This window comes from Bosea sp. OAE506, from assembly GCF_040546595.1.
Taxonomy (GTDB): domain Bacteria; phylum Pseudomonadota; class Alphaproteobacteria; order Rhizobiales; family Beijerinckiaceae; genus Allobosea.
Genome location: NZ_JBEPOB010000001.1, coordinates 4,841,088 through 4,859,378 on the forward strand (window position 1 = coordinate 4,841,088; position 18,291 = coordinate 4,859,378).

Here is an 18,291-nt window from a genome sequence, read left to right on the forward strand (position 1 = left end):
TGAGGCCTCCGTACCCGCGTTCCATTCTGCGAGAGATTCTCGGGTCTGCGCTTTGCTCCGCCCGAGAATGACGCGAGCGGTTAGCGCCGCAGCGCCCTGAACGCCTCGCTGGCCTCTTTCGCCAGCTGCGTCACGCGCTTCCAGTCGCCGGATGCGATGGCGTCCGCCGGGACCAGCCAGGAGCCGCCGACGCAGATGACCTGCGGCAAGGCGAGATAGCTGGCGAGGTTGTTCAGGCCAACGCCGCCGGTCGGGCAGAAGCGCATCTGCGGGAACGGGCCCGACAGCGCCTTCAGCGCAGGCGGCCCACCTGCCGTCTCGGCGGGGAAGAACTTCGCGACGGTGCGGCCGGCGGCGACCGCGCGCATGCAGTCCGACGCGGTGGCGACGCCCGGCAGCCAGGGCAGCCCGGCGGCCTTCAGCGCCTCGTCGACGGCCTCGCTGAAGCCGGGGCTGACGACGGCTTTGGCACCGGCATCCTTGACCTGCTGGACCTGCGCCGGCGTAACGACCGTGCCGGCAACCGGCAGCGCCCCCGGCACCGATCTGGCGATGGCTTCCAGCGCAGCTAGCCCGGCCGGGCGGCGCAGCGTGACCTCGACGACGTCGATACCGCCGGCGACGAGGGCATGCGCCAGGTCGATGGCGCGCGAGGCGTCCTCGATCACCACGACCGGAATCACGCCACAGGCTTCGAGGCGGGCAATCGCGGCAGTCTCGTCCATCGTCGGCGTCTTTCAATCGTTTGAACGGCTGCGCGCGGTCTACTCTTTCGCCCAGTAGACGTCGAGGCCCTGCGGCCGGCCGAGGAGGAGATCGACGGGCAGCGACGCGGGGCGGTTCGAGGCTGCCTTCAGCACGGCCTCCTTCTGCGTGCCCGAGACCAGCAGGCTCGTCCAGCCGGCGCCTGCAAGACGCGCCGGAGACAGGGAGAGACGCGGCGGCAGGCCGGGCGGCGTAGCGATGCAGATGCCGCTGTCGGGCCGCCCTTCAAAGCGCGCCTCCTCGCCGGGAAACAGCGAGGCGATATGGCCGTCGGTGCCCATGCCGCTCACGACCAGATCCAGCGGCGGCAGGCTCGCGAGTTCGGAGGAAAGCGCGGTCGCCGCCGCCTCGATATCACTGCCACGGCCATGGAAGGACAGGAAGCGGACCCGCCCCTCGCGAAGCGGCGCGAATTGCGCACGGATCATGCGCTCGTTCGAGGCCGCGTCGTCGGCGGCAACGAAGCGCTCGTCGGTCGGCAGCAGCGTCACCTTCTCCCAGGCCAGATCGCGGGTGCCGAGCGCTGCGAGGAAGCGGGCCGGCGTCGTGCCGCCGGGCACGGCGAGCGAGGCCCGGCCCTGCTCCGTCAGCAGGGTCTGCAGGCGGATGGCGACGGCCTCCGCCAGTGCTTCGGAGGCGTCGGCGAGGGTCGCGAAGCGATGCCAGGCGACGGGACCTTGCGGCTGCATCATTCGAAGTCCGGATCGGCCCAGGAGCGGCCTTCGCGCTCGATCAGCCCGATCGCCTGCGACGGCCCCCAGGAGCCGGCGGCGTAGCGATGGGGATGGGGGGCGTATTCCTGCCAGCCGGCGATGATCGGATCGACCCAGCGCCAGGCCTGCTCGACCTCGTCGCGATGCATGAACAGCGTCTGGTCGCCGCGGATGACGTCCGTCAGCAGGCGCTCATAGGCGTCGGGCGTGCGCTCGTCGAAGGCGGTGGAATAGCGCAGGTCGAGCTGGCGCGGCACGATCTTGAGCCGGCCCGAGCCCGGCACCTTCATCATCAGCTGCAGTTGGACGCCGTCATTGGGCTGCAGGCGGATCAGCAGGCGGTTGGCATAGAGCTTGTCGCAGGAGCCGCCGCCGAAGATCGAATGCGGAACCGGCTTGAAGGTGACGACGATCTCCGAATAGCGCTGCGCCATGCGCTTGCCGGTGCGCAGATAGATCGGCACGCCGGCCCAGCGCCAGTTGTCGAGTTCGCAGCGGATCGAGACGAAGGTCTCTGTGTTGCTGAGATGGCCGAGCTCGTCGGCATAGCCGCGCACACGCTGGCCGTCGATCTGGCCCGCGCCGTACTGGCCGCGCACCGTGTAGCGCTCGACATCGGGCCCGACGATCGGGCGCAGCGCCTTCAGCACCTTGATCTTCTCGTCGCGCACGGCGCCGGCCTCGAGCAGATTGGGCGGCTCGATGGCAAAGAGGGTGAGCAGCTGCATGAGATGGTTCTGCACCATGTCGCGCATCTGCCCGGCCTTGTCGTAATAGCCGGCCCGGCTTTCGAGCCCCACCGTCTCGGCGACGGTGATCTGGACATGGTCGATGTCGCGGCCGGTCCAGGAGCGCTCGAACAGCGTGTTGGCGAAGCGCAGCACCAGCAGGTTCTGGACCGTTTCCTTGCCGAGATAATGGTCGATCCGGTAGGTCCGATCCTCCGGCAGGATGCGCGCGACGGCATCGTTGATCTCGCGCGCCGAGGCGAGATCGCGCCCCAGCGGCTTCTCGAGGATGACGCGCGAGGTCGGCGTCAGGATGTCGGCGGCAGCGAGGTTCTCGCAGATCGGGATGAAGAGGTCGGGCGGCGTCGAGAGATAGAACGAGCGCACGCGACCATCGTCGCCGAGCGCCTTCTTGAGCGCCTTGTAGGTCTCCGGCTTCACCGCATCGAGCAGGACGATGGTGAGGCGCTGCTGGAAGGCGTGGATATGGTCGGGGGAGAGCCCCTCCTCCTTCAGCCGCTTGGCGATCTGCTTCGGCAGCCCTTCGACATCCTCCTGCTTGCGGACAATGCAGAGGACCCGGCTCTCGTCGGGGAGAACGCCTTCGCGGCTGCGCTGCGCCAAAGCCGGGAACAGCTTGCGCATGGCGAGATCGCCGCCCGCGCCGAAGATCACCAGGTCGAAGGCGGGCACCGGCGTGCGCTCGGGAATGGTTTCGGGCCGCAGGATGCGGCCGGCAATATCGTCCATCGGTCAGTCGTCTCCGTGCCCGTCCGCGAATCCGGCGCGGCGTCCATCTGGACGGCGGGCTTGCGACGAGAATGAGACCAAGCGCAGCGATTGCCAAACGCTCAGATCGCAGGGCGACCGGCCGTCAATCGCGGCGGAAGCCCTCGCTGGCGGTCAGCAATTGCCGGGCATAGTCCGTCTGCGGGCTGCGGGCGGCGAGTGTGCTCGCCGTCATCTCCTCGACGCCGCGGCCGAACTGCATGACGAGCAGCCGCTCGCACATATGGCCGACGACGGCGAGGTCATGGCTGACGAGGATATAGGTCAGCTTGCGCTCGTGGCGCAGCGCCTGCAGCAGGTTCAGCACCTCAGCCTGGATGGAGACGTCCAGCGCCGAGGTCGGCTCGTCGAGCAGCAGGATCGAGGGCTCGAGCACGAGCGCGCGCGCGATGGCGACGCGCTGGCGCTGGCCGCCGGAGAGCTGGTGCGGATAGCGGAAGCGGAAGGAGGCGGGCAGCCCGACCTCCCCCATCGCCCGCCCGATCCGCTTCTCGGCGTCGCCGATGCCGTGGATGGCGAGCGGCTCGGCCAGGGTATCGTCGACGGTCTTCTTGGGGTGGAGCGAGCCGTAGGGGTCCTGGAAGACCATCTGGACGGCGCGATAGAAGGCCTTGTCACGGATCTTCGGCTGGGTCTGCCCGGTGATCTCGACGGTGCCGCTCCAGTCCCGGTTCAGCCCCGAAAGCACGCGCAGCACCGTCGACTTGCCGGAGCCGGATTCGCCGACGATGCCGTAGCTCTCGCCGGGGGCGACCGAGAAGGAGAGGTCCTTCACGACATGCGAGTCGCCGAAGGAGACGTTGAGCTTTTCGACGCGGATCGCGGGTTGCGTGGTCATGACAGATGCCTCGTCGTCATTGCGAGCGCAGCGAAGCAATCCAGGGGGCGTCGGGCTCTACGAAGCTGGCTTGCTTCGCTGCGCTCGCAATGACGGACAGAGCTCAATTGCAAAGCCATCATGCCAGCCATGCCGGGTCGCGCTCGAGGGTCGACAGCTTCGCGCGCGGATGGTCGAGGTCCGGCAGGCAGCCGAGCAGGCCGAGCGTGTAGGGGTGGCGCCGGGCGCGAGCAGATTCGTCGGCGAGTTCGGCCGCCGGCAGCGTCTCCATGGCCTTGCCGCCATACATGACGATGACGCGGTCGCAGAAGGACTGCACCAGATGCAGGTCGTGGCTGATGAAGATCAGCCCCATGCCGCGCTGTGTGACGAGATCGTCGAGGATCTTCAGGATCTGCAGCTGGACGGTGACGTCGAGCGCCGAGGTCGGCTCGTCGGCGATCAGGATATCGGGCTCGGCGATCAGCATCATCGCGATCATCACGCGCTGGCCCATGCCGCCCGAGACCTCGTGCGGGTAGAGGTCGTAGACGCGCGCCGGCTCGCGGATCTGCACCTGCTCCAGCATGGCCAGCGAGCGTTCCTTCGCCTCGCGGGCGCTGGACTTGTGATGCACGCGATAGGCTTCGGCGATCTGGTCGCCGACGGTGCGGACCGGGTTGAGCGAGAATTTCGGGTCCTGCATCACCATCGAGATGCGGCGGCCGCGCAGCTTGCGGCGCTCGCGCTTGTCCATGGTCAGGAGGTCCTGCCCGCGGAAGACCATGCGGTCGGCCGTGACGACGCCGGGCGGCGGGATCAGGTCTAGGATGGCACGGCCGGTCATCGACTTGCCGGAGCCGGATTCGCCGACGATGCCGAGCCGCTCGCGGCCGAGCGTGAAGGACAGGCCGCGCACGGCGTGGACGATGCCGGTGGGGGTGTGGAAATCGACGCGCAGATTGTCGAGTTCGAGGAGGGGCTCATCCATCTCGCTCACCTCGCATCCATGACGTCGCGCAGGCCGTCGCCGAGCAGGTTGAAGCCGAGCGCGACGATGCAGATGGCGACGCCGGGGAAGGTCGCGACCCACCACTGGTCGAAGATCTGCTCGCGGCCGGCCGAGATCATCGCGCCCCATTCGGGGATCGGCGGCTGGGCGCCCAGCCCAAGGAAGCCGAGGCCGGCGGCGATCAGGATGACGCCCGCCATGTCGAGCGTGGTGCGCACGATCAGCGAGGGCAGGCAGAGCGGCACGACATGCTTCCAGACGATGCGCCATTGCGAGGCGCCCTGCAGGCGGATCGCGGCGATGTAATCCTGCTGGCGGATGATCAGCGTCTCGGCGCGGGCGACGCGGGCATAGGGAGGCCAGGCGGTGATCGCGATGGCGATGACCGCGTTCTCCAAGCCGGGGCCGAGGGCCGCGACGAAGGCCAGCGCGAGGACGAGGCGCGGGAAGGCCAGGAACACGTCGGTCATGCGCATCAGCGCCCGGTCGACCCAGCCGCCGAGATAGCCCGAGGCGGCGCCGATCAGCAGGCCGATCGGCCCGACGGAGACAACGACGAGCAGCACGATCACCAGCGTGACGCGGGTGCCGTAGACGATGCGGCTGAAGATGTCGCGGCCGAGCGAGTCGGTGCCGAAGAAGTTCGTGCCCGAGGGCGGCAGCAGGCGCCGGTCGAGATTCTGCGCCAGCGGATCGGCCGTGGCGATCAGCGGCGCGAAGGCGGCGACCAGAAGCAGCGCGATGATGATGCCGAGCCCAACCATGGCGAGACGGTTGCGCCGGAAGGCGAGCCATTTCCGGTACATCTGCCCGAGCCGCGCCTGGCGGCGGGAGGACGGGGAATCGGTGAGGAGATAGTCGGTCCAGGTGGTCATGCCGGCCTCAGCGCGTGCGCGGATCGACCAGCCGGCCGAGGATGTCGGACAGCAGGTTGACGCCGATGAAGACCGCCCCGATCACCAGCGTGCCGCCCAGCACCGCGTTCATGTCGGCGTTGAGGAGCGAATTGGTGAGGTAGCGGCCAAGCCCGGGCCAGGCGAAGATCGTCTCGGTCAGCACCGAGCCTTCGAGCAGGTGCATGTAGGAGACGGCGATCACCGTCACCAACGGCACGAAGGCATTGTGCATGGCGTGGCGCCAGACGACGCGAAACTCGGACAGCCCCTTCACCCGAGCGGCAATGACGTATTGCTGCTGGAGCTCGGTGATCATAAAGCTGCGGGTCATGCGGCTGATATAGGCGACGCTGAGGATGCCGAGCACCGAGGCGGGCAGGACGAGATGGGACCAGGCGTCGCGAACCGCCTCCCAGTCGCCCTCGAGCGCGGCATCGATCATCAGAATGCCGGTGACCGGCGTGATCAGGTCCTGGAAGGCGACGCCGGCGCGACCGGGCCCGCCGACCCAGCCGAGCTTGGCGTAGAACAGCAAGAGCCCCATCAGGCCGAGCCAGAAGACGGGGATCGAATAGCCGAACAGGCCGATGATGCGGGCGACCTGATCGGGCCAGCGGCCCTGATAGACCGCGGCAACGACCCCGAGCGGGATGCCGAGCAGACAGCCGATCAGCGTGCCGAGCGTCGCCAGTTCCAGCGTCGCCGGGAAGACGCGCTTGATGTCGTCGACGACCGTGTTCGACGTCAGAACCGAGCGGCCGAGATCGCCGCTGAAGACCTTGCCGACATAAACAGCGAATTGCTGCCAGAGCGGCTTGTCGAGGCCGAGCTCGATGCGGGCGGCCTCATAGGTCTCGGGCCGGGCGTTGTCGCCGACGACCGCAAGTACGGGGTCGATCGGGATCACCCTGGCGATGAAGAAGGTGATCAGCAGCAGGCCAAAGATGGTGATGGCTACGGTCACGAGCTCGCGCGAGGCGATCCTCGCCCAGCGGCCCGCCGTTTCGCCCCAGGGGCGTTTTCGAACCGGGCTGGCAGCCACGTTCGTCATCGTCATTCTTCCGTGTTCGGCTCCGGCGGGGCGGGATGGCCCCAGGCCGGAAGCAAAAGCCCCGCCGCGGCCGTCCGGCCGAGGCGGGGCGTGTCGTTCGAAATGCTCAGTTCTTCGAGATCGGCGCGTAGAAGTTGGTGTCCGAGCTCGGGCCGATGACCCAGCCCTTGACGCCCTTGCGGTCGGCCGAGACCTCGACCTGCTGGAACATGATCACGAAGGGCGAGACCTTCTGATGCTCGCGCTGCAGGGAGCCGTAGACGGTGGCGCGCTTGGCGGCGTCGGTCTCCAGCACGTTGGCCTGGGTGGTCTTGGTCATCTCGGGGATGTCCCAAGCGTTGCGCCAGGCCAGGGTCTTCGACTTCGCGTCCTCGCCGTTGTTCTCGTTGATGGCGAAGGTCTCAGCATTGGTGTGCGGATCGAGATAGTCCGGGCCCCACTGGCCGATATAGATGTCGTGGGTGCGGGCGCGGTACTTGGTCAGCGTCTGCTTGCCGTCGCCCGGGATCAGCTCGAGCTTGATGCCGGCCTGGGCCCAGCTCGACTGGATCGCCTGGGCGATGTCGGTGATCGGGTTCACCGAGCGCACGTCCATCGTTACGGTGAAGCCGTTCGGCAGACCCGCCTTGGCGAGCAGCTCCTTGGCCTTGGCCGGATCATACTTGTAGGGCTGGTCGTCGATGGCGCCGAGGAAGCCCTTGGGCAGGAAGGACTGGTGCGCCTTGTAGGTGCCCTCGACGATGTTGCGCTCGATCGAGGCGTAGTCGACCAGGTACTTCAGGGCCTCGCGGACTTCCGGCTTGGCGAAGTTCGCGTTCTTCGTGTTCAGGCCGAGATAGAGGATGTAGCCCTTGTCGCCCTGGACGAGCTCGACGTCCTTGTTGGACTTGACGGCGGAGAGTTGGTCCTTCGAGAGGTTGCGGGCGATGTCGATGTCGCCCTTCTCGAGCAGCAGGCGCTGCGACGCCGGCTCGGCGACGTGGCGCACGATGATGCGCTTGTTCTTTGGCGCGCCCTTATACCAGGACTCGTTGGCGTCGAGCGCGTACTGCTCGTTGGGACGGTAGGCGCGGACCTTGTAGGCGCCGGAGCCGGCCGAGTTCTGCTTCAGCCAGCCATTGCCCCAGTCGCCGTCCTTCTCATTGGCCTTGACCAGCTTGCTGTCGACGATCGAGGCGACGCCCGAGGTCAGGCAGTTGAGGAAGAAGGTCGGCGCGAAGGGCTTGGAGACGGTGATGACGAGGGTGGAGTCGTCGGTCGCCTTCACCTTCTCGGTGACGTTGTCCTTGGTGAAGCCGAACTGGGCGAGGATGAAGCCGGGCGACTTGTTGAGCGTCACGGCGCGCTGGAAGGAATAGACCACGTCGGCCGCCGTCAGCGCATTGCCGGAGTGGAACTTGACGCCGGGGCGCAGCTTGAAGGTGTAGGTCAGGTTGTCGGGCGTGACGCTCCAGCTCTGGGCGATTTCGGGAACGAGCTCGTTGTTCTTGGCGAGATCGACGCCCATCAGCTTGTCGTAGAGGTTGGTGACGACCTCGACGCCGGAGAATTCGAAGGCCTCGGCCGGATCGAGCGAGATGATGTCGTCGATCTGCTTGGCCATGACCACCGTGTCCTTCGGGGTCTGGGCCAGGGCCACGGTGGTCTGGGCGGTCGTCGCCAGCAACGCTGTGAAGGCCGACGCCACCATCAATTTCGCAACGTGACGCATCGCATTCCCCATCGGTTCGGATTGTCGGCCGCGGTCCGTCGGCCATTGGCGTGAATGTGGAACCAGTCGGCGGCTTCTGTCCAGCAGGACGAGGCGCATGTCCAGATGTTGCTGCACAGTTCTTGTGCATCGGGCTGACAGGATCGGGCAATGCGTCGCGAGTTGCAGCTTTGCGCGCCCTCCCGGCCTCGCTAACGTGAGGGGGACTCCGGCGACCGCCGGCCCATGACAAGCAGGTGCACAGCCCTTGGCCATCATCGCCGCGCTCCACCACGTCACGCATTATCGCTACGACCGGCCCGTCACGCTCGGGCCCCAGATCATCCGCCTGCGCCCCGCGCCGCATTGCCGGGCGGCGATCAACAGCTATTCGCTGAAGGTCTCCCCGGCCGAGCATTTCGTGAACTGGCAGCAGGACCCCAGCGGCAACTGGCTGGCTCGCTACGTCTTCCCGGAGCCGGTTCGGGAGTTCCGCATCGAGGTCGATCTCGTCACCGAGCTGTCGATCATCAACCCGTTCGACTTCTTCGTCGAAACCGATGCCGAGGTCTTCCCCTTCACCTATCCGGAAGAACTGCGGGCGGAACTCGCCCCCTATCTGGTGACAGAGCCGGCCGGCCCGCTCCTGACGGACTTCCTCGCCACGGTGGCGCGGGAGCCCACCAACACCGTCAATTTTGTCGTCGACCTGAACGCCCGCCTCGCCGGTGCCATCGCCTATGGCATCCGCATGGAGCCCGGCGTCCAGGAGCCGGAGCATACGCTCGGCATCAAGTCCGGATCCTGCCGCGACACGAGCTGGCTGCTCGTGCAGATCCTGCGGCATCTCGGCCTCGCCGCCCGCTTCGTCTCCGGCTACCTGATCCAGATGAAGGCGGATATCGACCCGCTGGAAGGTCCGCGCGGCACGGACAAGGACTTCACCGACCTGCACGCCTGGGCGGAGGTCTACATTCCCGGTGCCGGCTGGATCGGGCTCGACCCGACTTCGGGTCTCTTGACGGGCGAGGGCCATCTGCCGCTGGCGGCGACGCCGCATTATCGCTCGGCGGCGCCGGTCTCGGGTCTCGCGAGCTATGCCGAGACGAGTTTCGATTTCGACATGAGCGTGGCGCGCGTCCATGAAGTGCCGCGCATCACCCTGCCCTTCTCGGACGAATCCTGGCAGCGCCTCGACGCGCTGGGCGAGCGCGTGGAGGCGGACCTGCAGGCGCAGGATGTGCGGCTGACGATGGGCGGCGAGCCGACCTTCGTCTCGGTCGACGACCAGACGGGCGAGGAATGGAACATCGCCGCCGTGGGGCCGACTAAGCGGCAGCGCGCCGATGAACTGATCCGGCGACTGCGGGAGCGCTTCGCGCCGGGCGGCATGCTGCATTACGGCCAGGGCAAATGGTATCCGGGCGAGAGCCTGCCGCGCTGGGCCTTCGCGCTCTACTGGCGCGCCGATGGCGAGCCGATCTGGCGCGATGCCGCGCTGATCGCCCGCGAGCCCGGCGCCCCGACCGGCATCGACCGCGAACTCGAGACCGGCGCGACGATGGCCGAGGCGGAGGCCCTCGCCGAAGGCCTTTCCGAGCGGCTGGGGCTGGGCGCTGACTATGTGCTGCCGGCCTATGAGGACACCGGTTTCTGGCTGCTGAAGGAGGCGCAGCTTCCCGAAAATGTCGACCCGCTCGATCCGCGGCTCGCCGATCCCGAGGAGCGGGCGCGGATGCAGCAGGTCTTCCAGCTCGGTCTGGGCAAGCCGCGCGGCTATGTCATTCCCGTCCAGCGCTGGCAGGCTCAGTCCGGCGACAAGCGCTGGCGCTCCGAGAAATGGCGGCTGCGGCGCGGCAAGCTGTTCCTCGTGCCGGGCGATTCCCCGGTCGGATATCGCCTGCCGCTCGGCTCCCTGCCGGTCGTGCCGAAGGCGGAGTACCCGCATATCCACCCGCGGGACCCGATGGAGGCGCGCCCGCCCCTGCCGCGCGCGGCCGGCGGCTTCGGCCCCGCGGTCGATCCGCCGCATCAGGCGCCCGTCCAGCCAGAGCCGGCCCCACCCCCGCAGGCTTCGCCACACCAGATGTCGCGCACGGTCGAGGCCGGCGGCGCCGCTGCGCAGGACCGCACCGAGCAGGAGATCGGTGGCGAGCATGTCCGCACCGCGATCAGCCTCGAAATCCGCGACAAGGTGCTGTGCGTCTTCCTGCCGCCGGTGGAACGGCTGGAGGACTATCTCGACCTCGTCGCCAGCGTCGAGGCGGTGGCGCGCGAGCGCAACCAGCCGGTCCATATCGAGGGCTATGCGCCGCCGCACGATCCGCGGCTGAACGTCGTCAAGGTCACGCCCGACCCCGGCGTCATCGAGGTCAACATCCATCCGGCCCGCAACTGGCGCGAGGCCGTCGAGATCACGCGGGGCGTCTATGAGGAGGCGCGGCTGGCGCGGCTCTGCGCCGAGAAGTTCATGGTCGACGGGCGCCACACCGGCACCGGCGGCGGCAACCATGTCGTGCTCGGCGGCGTCACGCCGCTGGATTCGCCCTTCCTGCGCCGGCCGGACCTTCTGAAGAGCATCGTGCTCTACTGGAACCGGCATCCATCGCTGTCCTACCTGTTCTCGGGGCTGTTCATCGGCCCGACGAGCCAGGCGCCGCGCATCGACGAGGCGCGTCACGACGCGCTCTACGAGCTCGAGATCGCGCTGGCGAACATTCCAGGCACCGGCGCGCCCGCGATCCCGCTCTGGCTGGTCGACCGGCACCTGCGCAACCTGCTGGTCGACGTTTCCGGCAACACGCATCGCAGCGAGATCTGCATCGACAAGCTCTATTCGCCGGACGGTCCGACCGGGCGGCTCGGGCTGATCGAATTCCGCGGCTTCGAGATGCCGCCGGATGCGCGGATGAGCCTGGCGCAGCAGCTTCTGGTGCGGGCTCTGATTGCCTGGTTCTGGCGCGAGCCGCAGACGGGCGGGCTCGTGCGATGGGGCACGGCGCTGCACGACCGCTTCATGCTGCCGGAGATGGTCTGGCAGGATTTCCGCGAGGTGCTCGCCGATCTCGGCCGCGCCGGCTACGCCTTCGATCCGGTGTGGTTCGAGGCACAGGCCGAGTTCCGCTTTCCCTTCTTCGGCAAGGTCGAGCATGGCGGCGTCGAGATCGAGATCCGTCAGGCGCTGGAACCCTGGCACGTCATGGGCGAGGAGGGCGCGATCGGCGGCACGGTGCGCTATGTCGATTCCTCGGTCGAGCGGCTTCAGGTCAAGGCGAAGGGGCTGGTGCCCGGGCGGCACCTCGTCACCTGCAATGGCCGCCGCCTGCCGATGACCCCGGCCGGTACGGCGGGCGAGAGCGTCGCGGCTGTGCGCTTCAAGGCCTGGCAGCCGGCGTCCGGTCTGCACCCGACCATTCCCGTCCACGCGCCCCTGACCTTCGACATCGTCGATACCTGGGTCGGGCGCTCGCTGGGCGGCTGCGTCTACCATGTCGCCCATCCGGGCGGGCGCAATTACGAGACGCCGCCTGTGAATTCGTACGAGGCGGAGGCGCGGCGGCTCGCGCGCTTCGAAGCGATCGGCCATACTCCCGGCGCGCTGGCGATTCCGCCGGAAGAGCGCAGCGCCGAATTCCCGCTGACGCTGGATCTGAGGCGCCCTGCGGGAGTGTAGACGCGAGCGATGGCAGCCCAGGGTCGATCCCCCTCCGTGCGCGTGAGGACGGAGCGTCGCAACGCTCTGCTGGCGGATTATCGCCCGCTGCCGGGCGTCTATGACGAGATCCTCGGCGCCGACGGCCAGGTGCGCCCGCAATGGGAGCCCTTCCTGACGGAGTGGTGCGCCTTCTCGCCGGACGAGCTCAACCAGCGCTTCGGCCTCGCCGACCGCCACGTCCACGACACCGGCGTCTCCTACCGCGTCCATGGCGACATCGATCCGCGTGACCCGACCGCGGGGGAGCGGGCCTGGCCGCTCAGCCATGTGCCGCTGGTGATCACAGGGGCGGAGTGGCAGACGATCGCGGCCGGGGTCGCGCAGCGGGCGCAGCTCCTCAGCACGCTGCTCGACGACATCTACGGCCCCGGCGAGATGATCGCGAACGGGCTCCTGCCGGCCTCCGTGGTGACGGGCAGCCCGGATTACCTTCGACCGCTGCAGGGCGCCCCCGGCGGGGGCACGCTGCAGCTCTACGCCGTCGATCTCGGGCGCGGCCCCGACGGGCGCTGGTGGGTCCTGCAGGACCGCACCCAGGCGCCATCGGGAACCGGCTACGCGCTGGAAAACCGACTCGCCCTGTCGCGCGCCTTCCCCGACATGTTCCGGACGATGAACATCGAGCGGCTGGCGGCCTTCTTCCAGGCCTTCCGTGCCGGGCTCGTCGCCCGCTCCAAGCGCGTCGAGCCACGCATCGGCCTGCTGACGCCGGGGCCGCTGAACGAAAGCTATTTCGAGCAGACCTATCTGGCGCGCTATCTCGGCTTCCTGCTCGTCGAGGGTGGCGACCTCGTCATGCGCGAGGGGCGCGTGCATGTGCGCACGATCGCCGGGCTGAAGCGGGCGGACGTGATCTGGCGGCGCATCGACGGGGATTTCGCCGACCCGCTCGAGCTCAACGCCTCCTCCGCGCTGGGCGTCGCCGGGCTGGTTCAGGCTGTCCGCAAGGGCAGCGTGCATGTCGCCAACGGGTTGGGTTCGGGCGTCGTCGAGGCCCGCGCGCTGATGGGGTTCCTGCCGGCACTGGGCGAGCGGCTGCTGGGCGAGGCGATGATCCTGCCCAATGTCGCGACCTGGTGGTGCGGCCAGCCGCGCGAACGGGCGGTGGTGCTGGAGCGTTTCGACGAAATGAGCATCGCGCCGGCCTTCCGGAGCGCCGGCGGCGGGCTCGACAGCGGGCCGGTCGTGGTGGCCGATCTCCCGGCCGCCGAGAAGGAGGCGCTGCGCCGCCGCATCGAGGCGCGGGGCATGGACTATGTCGGCCAGGAGGTGGTGCGGCTCTCGACCACGCCGGTGTTCCAGAACGGCCGGCTGCAGCCACGCCCGATGACGCTGCGCGTCTTCGCCGCCGTGACGCCGGATGGCTGGAAGGTGATGCCCGGGGGTTTCTGTCGCATTTCAGACGAGCGCGACGCGCGGGCGGTGAGCATGCGCAGCGGCGTGCGCTCCAGCGACGTCTGGGTGACGTCCGACGCGCCGGTCGACCAGGTGTCGCTGCTGCCGGCGCCCGACCGCATCACCATCCGCAGGATCACCGGCACGCTGCCGAGCCGCGCCGCCGACAACCTGTTCTGGCTGGGTCGCTATCTGGAGCGGACGGAGGCGACACTGCGGCTGGTGCGCGCGCTGCTCGGGCGGCTGATCGACACCGACCCGACGCAGGGCCGCAACGAGACGCTGAAACGCCTCGCCAATCTGCTTGTCGCCTGGGGGGCATCGCCGGGAGGGCGCGGCCAGACCCCGGCGGGCCAGGCCTCGGCGGCGCTGCACGCGCTGGACCAGTATGGCTCCGCGATCGCCACGACACGCGAGGCCCGACGCACGGCCTCGGTCATCCGCGAGCGGCTCTCGATCGACGCCTGGCGCCTGTTCGGCGACATGCAGCAGCAGCTCACCCTCGAAGCCGGGCGCGAGCCCAGCGAGGGCGAGGCCTACGAGATCGCCGACCGGGCGCTGAAGTCGCTCGCCGCCTTCTCGGGCCTCAGCCAGGAGAACATGGTGCGCGGCCCCGGCTGGCGTTTCCTCGATATCGGGCGAAGGCTTGAGCGCGGCATCGCCACCTGCCGCTTTGCCCGCCACTTCGCCGAGACCAATGCACCGGGCGACGCGCTCGACGCGCTGCTCGACCTGACGGATTCGCAGATCACCTATCGCTCGCGCTATCTGCTCGGCGCCAGCCTGCAGCCGGTGCTCGATCTCGTGATGCTCGACCCCTACAACCCGCGCTCCGTGGCCTTCCAGATCGACAGGCTCGACACCGAGATTCGGGATCTGCCGTCGCTGACCGAGGACGGCATGCTGGAAGCGCCGCGCCGGCTGATCCTGAAGCTCGCCGCCGAATGCCGCACGGCCGAAGCCTCGCGGCTCGACCGCACCAGCATACTGCTCTTTGAGCAGTTGCTGATGGGCGTCTCGAGCGCCATCGCCGACCGCTATTTCCTGCAGAGCAGCGGTCCGGAAGCCTCGCGCCTGACAGGCATCGCGTGATCTACGACCTCCGTCACGTCACGACCTACGCCTATAGCCGGCCGGTCCCCTTCGCGCGCTGCATCCTACGGCTGCAGCCGCGCAACGATGGCGGGCAGAGCGTCCAGAGCAGCGAACTGAGCGTGACTCCACGCCCGGCCGAGCGCGACGACAGCGTTTGCTTCTTCGGCAACCGGATGACGACGATCACCATCGCCAAGCCGCATCGCGAGCTGAAGGTCGAGATGCGGGCGCGCGTCGAGGTCAGGCGGCCCCAGGCGCCCTTCCCCGGCCTGACGCGGAGCTGGGAGGATGTCGGCGAACAGGCCCTCGCCTCGGCCAGCCTGGCGCCGGATTCGCCCGCACATCATCTCTATCCCAGCCGTCTCGTGCCGCCCGTCGCCGCCGTCACCGACTATGCGCGCAACAGTTTCCCGCAGAAGCGGCCGGTCCTCGAGGCGGCGACCGAGTTGATGGCGCGCATCCGGGCCGACTTCACCTATGATCCCGAAGCGACCGAGGTCTCGACGCCGCTGGAGGAAGCCTTCCGCGAGCGCCACGGCGTCTGCCAGGACTTCGCCCATGTCATGATCGCGGGGCTGCGTGGGCTCGGCCTGCCGGCCGCCTATGTCAGCGGCTATATCCGCACCGTGCCGCCGCCGGGCCAGAAACGGCTCGAGGGCGCTGACGCCAGCCATGCCTGGGTGATGCTCTGGTGCGGTCCGGAGACCGGCTGGATCGGCCTCGACCCGACCAACGATCTGATCGTCGCCGACGACCACATCGTCACCGCCTTCGGCCGCGACTATGCCGACGTCTCCCCGCTCGACGGCGTCGTCATCGGCCCCGGCTCGCAGAAGATCGGCGTGGCCGTCGACGTCATCCCCATCGGCTGACCCGCTGCGGCCACAGAACCCGCGCGAGGCGCTTTTCTTTTATTGGTTGCCATGGCAACTTGTTTCCCGCGCAGCCGCCGGCAAGGCAGGCGCAGGGAGGATGTCTTGCGAACTCAGGTCGCCATCATCGGAGCCGGCCCGTCGGGGCTGCTGCTCGGCCAGTTGCTGCACCAGGCGGGGATCGACAGCGTCATTCTCGAACGCAAGAGCCGCGACTATGTGCTGGCGCGCATTCGCGCCGGCGTGCTCGAACAGGGCACGGTCGGCCTGCTCGACAAAGTCGGTGCCAGCGGGCGGCTCCATGCTGAAGGCCTGCCGCATGACGGCTTCGACCTGCTCTTCGGCGAGCAGCGCCATCGCATCGCGCTGAGCGAACTGACCGGCGGGCGGCACGTCACCGTTTACGGGCAGACGGAGGTGACGCGCGACCTTATGGACCAGCGCGCCGCGCAGGGCGGCAAGACGGTCTTCGAGGCCGACGACGTGACGCTGCACGGCTTCGACGGCACCAGCCCCTATGTCACCTATCTCGAAGGCGGCGTTCCCAAGCGGCTCGACTGCGACGTCATCGCCGGCTGCGACGGCTATCACGGCGTCGCCCGCGCCAGCATCCCGGCGAGCGCGTTGCGCGTCTTCGAGCGCGTCTATCCCTTCGGCTGGCTCGGCATCCTCGCCGATGTGCCGCCGGTTTCCGACGAGCTGATCTATGCCCGCAGCCAGCGAGGCTTCGCGCTCTGTTCGATGCGCTCGGCCACCCGAAGCCGCTACTATGTCCAGTGCGGCACCGACGAGCGCGTCGATGCCTGGTCGGATCAACGCTTCTGGGACGAGTTGCGCCGCCGGCTCGACCCCGAAACGGCGGAAGGCCTGACGACGGGTCCCTCGATCGAGAAGTCGATCGCGCCGCTACGCTCCTTCGTGGCCGAGCCGATGCGCTTCGGCCGGCTGTTCCTGGCAGGCGACGCCGCCCATATCGTGCCGCCCACCGGCGCGAAGGGCCTCAACCTCGCCGCCAGCGACGTGCATTACCTGTTCGAGGCGCTGCGCGAGCTCTTCCTCGACCGCTCCGAGGCCGGCATCGACGCCTATTCGCAGAAGGCGCTGGCCCGGGTCTGGAAGGCGGAGCGCTTCTCCTGGTGGCTGACCTCGCTGATGCACCTCTTCCCGGAGCAGAGCCCGTTCGAGCAGCGCATGCAGCAGGCCGAGCTCGACTACCTCGTCTCCTCCGAGCATGCGATGGCGGCGCTGGCGGAGAATTATGTCGGGCTGCCCTACTGACGGAAGTGCTCAGGCGGCCTGCGACTCCTGCCGCGTGGCGTGACGTTCGCCCCACTCCTTCAGCGCCGCAATGACCGGCTCTAGCGTGCGCCCCTTGGCCGAGAGCGAGTATTCGACGCGGGGCGGCACCTGCGGATAGACGACGCGCAGGATCAGCCCGTCCGCCTCCAGCTCACGCAGTTGTGTGGTGAGCATGCGCTGGGTCACGCCGGGGACGCGCTTGCGGATTTCATTGAAGCGCAACGTCCCGCCGATCAGGTGATACAGCACGATCCCCTTCCATTTGCCGCCAATCAACCCCAGCGCGGCCTCGACCGGGCAGCCTTCGGCGCAAAAGGGCTCCTTGAAGCGGGGCGGCATCACGGTATCCTTTTCGACACTATGGGCGGTATTTGTGCGTACTTGCGACAAGCGAGAATAGCGGTCATCTCGCCGGCATTGCAACGCAGGAGACCTCGACCATGCGCGCCATCGGCTATCGCGATGCCCAGGAGATCAGCGCCGAAACCAGCCTGATCCCGCTTGATCTGCCCGAACCGGTGGCCAGCGGCCGCGACCTTCTGGTCGAGGTGAAGGCGATCTCGGTCAATCCGGTCGATACGAAGGTTCGGCGCAACGCCCGCCCGCCGGAGGGCGAGGCGCGCATCCTCGGCTGGGATGCCGCGGGCGTCGTCAAGGCGGTCGGTCCCGAGGTCACGGCCTTCCGACCAGGCGACGGGGTGTTCTACGCGGGCGCGCTGAACCGGCCCGGCGCCAACATGGAGCTTCATCTCGTCGACGAACGCATCGTCGGCCCGAAGCCGAAGAGCCTGTCCTTCGCCGAGGCCGCCGCCCTGCCCCTGACGATGATCACGGCCTGGGAGATGCTGTTCGACCGGGTGAAGGTCCGCGATCCCGTACCCGGCGCGGCCACGGCCCTGCTGATCGTGGGTGGGGCGGGCGGTGTCGGTTCGGCGGCGATCCAGCTCGCACGACGCCTGACCGATCTCACCGTCATCGCAACCGCTTCGCGGCCCGAGACCCGGGCCTGGGCGAGCGAACTCGGCGCGCATCATGTCGTCGATCACAGCCGCCCGCTGGCTGAGGAGGTCGCAGCGCTCGGCCTCGGCGCGCCCGGCTTCGTCTTCTTCACGACCCACACCACCCAGCACCTGCCCGAGGTGCTGAAGCTCGTTGCGCCGCAGGGGCGGCTCGGCGTCATCGACGATCCCGCAACGCTCGACGTGATGCCGCTCAAGAACAAGTCGCTGTCGCTGCACTGGGAGCTGATGTTCACCCGCTCGCTGCACCAGACGCCCGACATGCAGGCGCAGGGCGATCTGCTGGCCGAGGTCGCGCGGCTGGTCGATGCGGGCGAGCTGCGGACCACCCTGACCGAGAGCTTCGGCCGGATCGACGTCGCCAACCTGAAGCGGGCCCATGCCCTGCTCGAAAGCGGCAAGGCGAAGGGCAAGATCGTGCTCGAAGGCTTCTGA

General features: G+C 68.4%; 14 protein-coding genes. 5 read left to right on the forward strand and 9 right to left on the reverse strand.

All coding sequences use genetic code 11. The features are described 5' to 3' along the window. Positions 1-80 precede the first annotated feature (80 nt). The 8 genes from eda to ABIE41_RS23540 form a co-directional block, all read right to left on the reverse strand. Positions 81-725, reverse strand: coding sequence for a bifunctional 4-hydroxy-2-oxoglutarate aldolase/2-dehydro-3-deoxy-phosphogluconate aldolase (gene eda / locus ABIE41_RS23505; RefSeq protein WP_192642616.1), 645 nt, complete (start codon positions 723-725; stop codon positions 81-83). A 39-nt stretch (positions 726-764) separates the two neighbouring features. Further along, entirely contained in the window at positions 765-1,457 is a 693-nt protein-coding gene (pgl, locus tag ABIE41_RS23510; RefSeq protein WP_192642617.1) for a 6-phosphogluconolactonase, read from the reverse strand. After that, on the reverse strand, positions 1,454-2,956 hold the full coding sequence (zwf, locus tag ABIE41_RS23515) for a glucose-6-phosphate dehydrogenase (protein WP_192642618.1): 1,503 nt from the start codon (positions 2,954-2,956) through the stop codon (positions 1,454-1,456). The genes pgl and zwf overlap by 4 nt, the downstream gene beginning before the upstream one ends. Positions 2,957-3,080: 124 nt before the next feature. Beyond that, positions 3,081-3,833 carry an ABC transporter ATP-binding protein gene (locus ABIE41_RS23520; protein WP_192642619.1) on the reverse strand — a complete coding sequence of 251 codons (753 nt, stop codon included), beginning with the start codon at positions 3,831-3,833 and terminating at the stop codon, positions 3,081-3,083. Between the two features lie 118 nt (positions 3,834-3,951). Beyond that, positions 3,952-4,803, reverse strand: a complete 852-nt coding sequence (locus ABIE41_RS23525) for an ABC transporter ATP-binding protein (RefSeq protein ID WP_192642620.1) — start codon at positions 4,801-4,803, stop codon at positions 3,952-3,954. A gap of 5 nt (positions 4,804-4,808) precedes the next feature. Continuing rightward, positions 4,809-5,699, reverse strand: coding sequence for a nickel transporter permease (gene nikC, locus ABIE41_RS23530; protein WP_192642621.1), 891 nt, complete (start codon positions 5,697-5,699; stop codon positions 4,809-4,811). 7 nt (positions 5,700-5,706) lie between these two features. Then, positions 5,707-6,771, reverse strand: coding sequence for an ABC transporter permease (locus ABIE41_RS23535; protein ID WP_192642933.1), 1,065 nt, complete (start codon positions 6,769-6,771; stop codon positions 5,707-5,709). A gap of 106 nt (positions 6,772-6,877) precedes the next feature. Beyond that, positions 6,878-8,374 carry an ABC transporter substrate-binding protein gene (locus ABIE41_RS23540; RefSeq protein ID WP_354193263.1) on the reverse strand — a complete coding sequence of 499 codons (1,497 nt, stop codon included), beginning with the start codon at positions 8,372-8,374 and terminating at the stop codon, positions 6,878-6,880. 355 nt (positions 8,375-8,729) lie between these two features. Here ABIE41_RS23540 and ABIE41_RS23545 point away from each other — a divergent pair, with 355 nt between their 5' ends. From ABIE41_RS23545 to pobA, 4 genes are all read left to right on the forward strand, one after another. Continuing rightward, complete coding sequence (locus ABIE41_RS23545) at positions 8,730-12,134, forward strand: transglutaminase family protein (protein WP_192642623.1); 3,405 nt, start codon at positions 8,730-8,732, stop codon at positions 12,132-12,134. Between the two features lie 36 nt (positions 12,135-12,170). Further along, a complete protein-coding gene (locus ABIE41_RS23550) occupies positions 12,171-14,663 on the forward strand; it encodes a circularly permuted type 2 ATP-grasp protein (protein WP_354193265.1) in 2,493 nt (830 codons plus the stop codon). After that, the gene (locus ABIE41_RS23555; protein ID WP_192642625.1) at positions 14,660-15,538 is read left to right on the forward strand and encodes a transglutaminase family protein; all 879 of its coding nucleotides are present in this window, start codon (positions 14,660-14,662) and stop codon (positions 15,536-15,538) included. The genes ABIE41_RS23550 and ABIE41_RS23555 overlap by 4 nt, the downstream gene beginning before the upstream one ends. A gap of 105 nt (positions 15,539-15,643) precedes the next feature. Further along, positions 15,644-16,816, forward strand: coding sequence for a 4-hydroxybenzoate 3-monooxygenase (pobA, locus tag ABIE41_RS23560; RefSeq protein WP_192642626.1), 1,173 nt, complete (start codon positions 15,644-15,646; stop codon positions 16,814-16,816). 9 nt (positions 16,817-16,825) lie between these two features. On the opposite strand, the gene ABIE41_RS23565 is transcribed toward pobA, so the two are convergent. After that, positions 16,826-17,176: a winged helix-turn-helix transcriptional regulator gene (locus tag ABIE41_RS23565; RefSeq protein WP_192642627.1), complete on the reverse strand. Its 351-nt coding sequence runs from the start codon at positions 17,174-17,176 to the stop codon at positions 16,826-16,828. Positions 17,177-17,277: 101 nt separating this feature from the next. On the opposite strand from ABIE41_RS23565, the gene ABIE41_RS23570 reads away from it, so the two are divergent. Beyond that, a complete protein-coding gene (locus ABIE41_RS23570; protein ID WP_192642628.1) occupies positions 17,278-18,291 on the forward strand; it encodes a zinc-binding alcohol dehydrogenase family protein in 1,014 nt (337 codons plus the stop codon).